1 protein-coding gene is annotated in these 321 nt (G+C 52.0%); it reads right to left on the reverse strand.

Annotation, left to right across the window (positions count from 1 at the left end; all coding sequences use genetic code 11):
* A partial coding sequence (locus MXD62_RS10825; protein WP_285224036.1) for an inositol monophosphatase family protein occupies positions 1 to 321 on the reverse strand: 321 nt, incomplete at both ends.

Here is a 321-nt window from a genome sequence, read left to right on the forward strand (position 1 = left end):
CTGCAGCAACGTACGACAATTCAAGCGCCGCACTTCCCAAAAGCCGCATCCCTCTCACTTTTCCTGCCAGTTTTTTGACAATCTGATCAATGCCTATCTGTTCAGCCCGCTTATTCCAAAAGACGCTTGTGCAGAGCAACGCTTCTTCCAGCGACACCTGGCGGTCGAGCTTCAGCGGCATATCGTTTAGAAAGGCGCCCTTTCCTTTCGCGGCATGAAACAGCTCATCGCGGGACGGATCATAAACGACACCGACCAGACCCTCCCCCCTGTGGTACACGGCAATGGAAACAGAAAAATTGATCTGCTGGTGTACAAAGT

The organism is Frankia sp. Mgl5 (genome assembly GCF_023242985.1).
Taxonomy (GTDB): domain Bacteria; phylum Actinomycetota; class Actinomycetes; order Frankiales; family Frankiaceae; genus Parafrankia; species Parafrankia soli.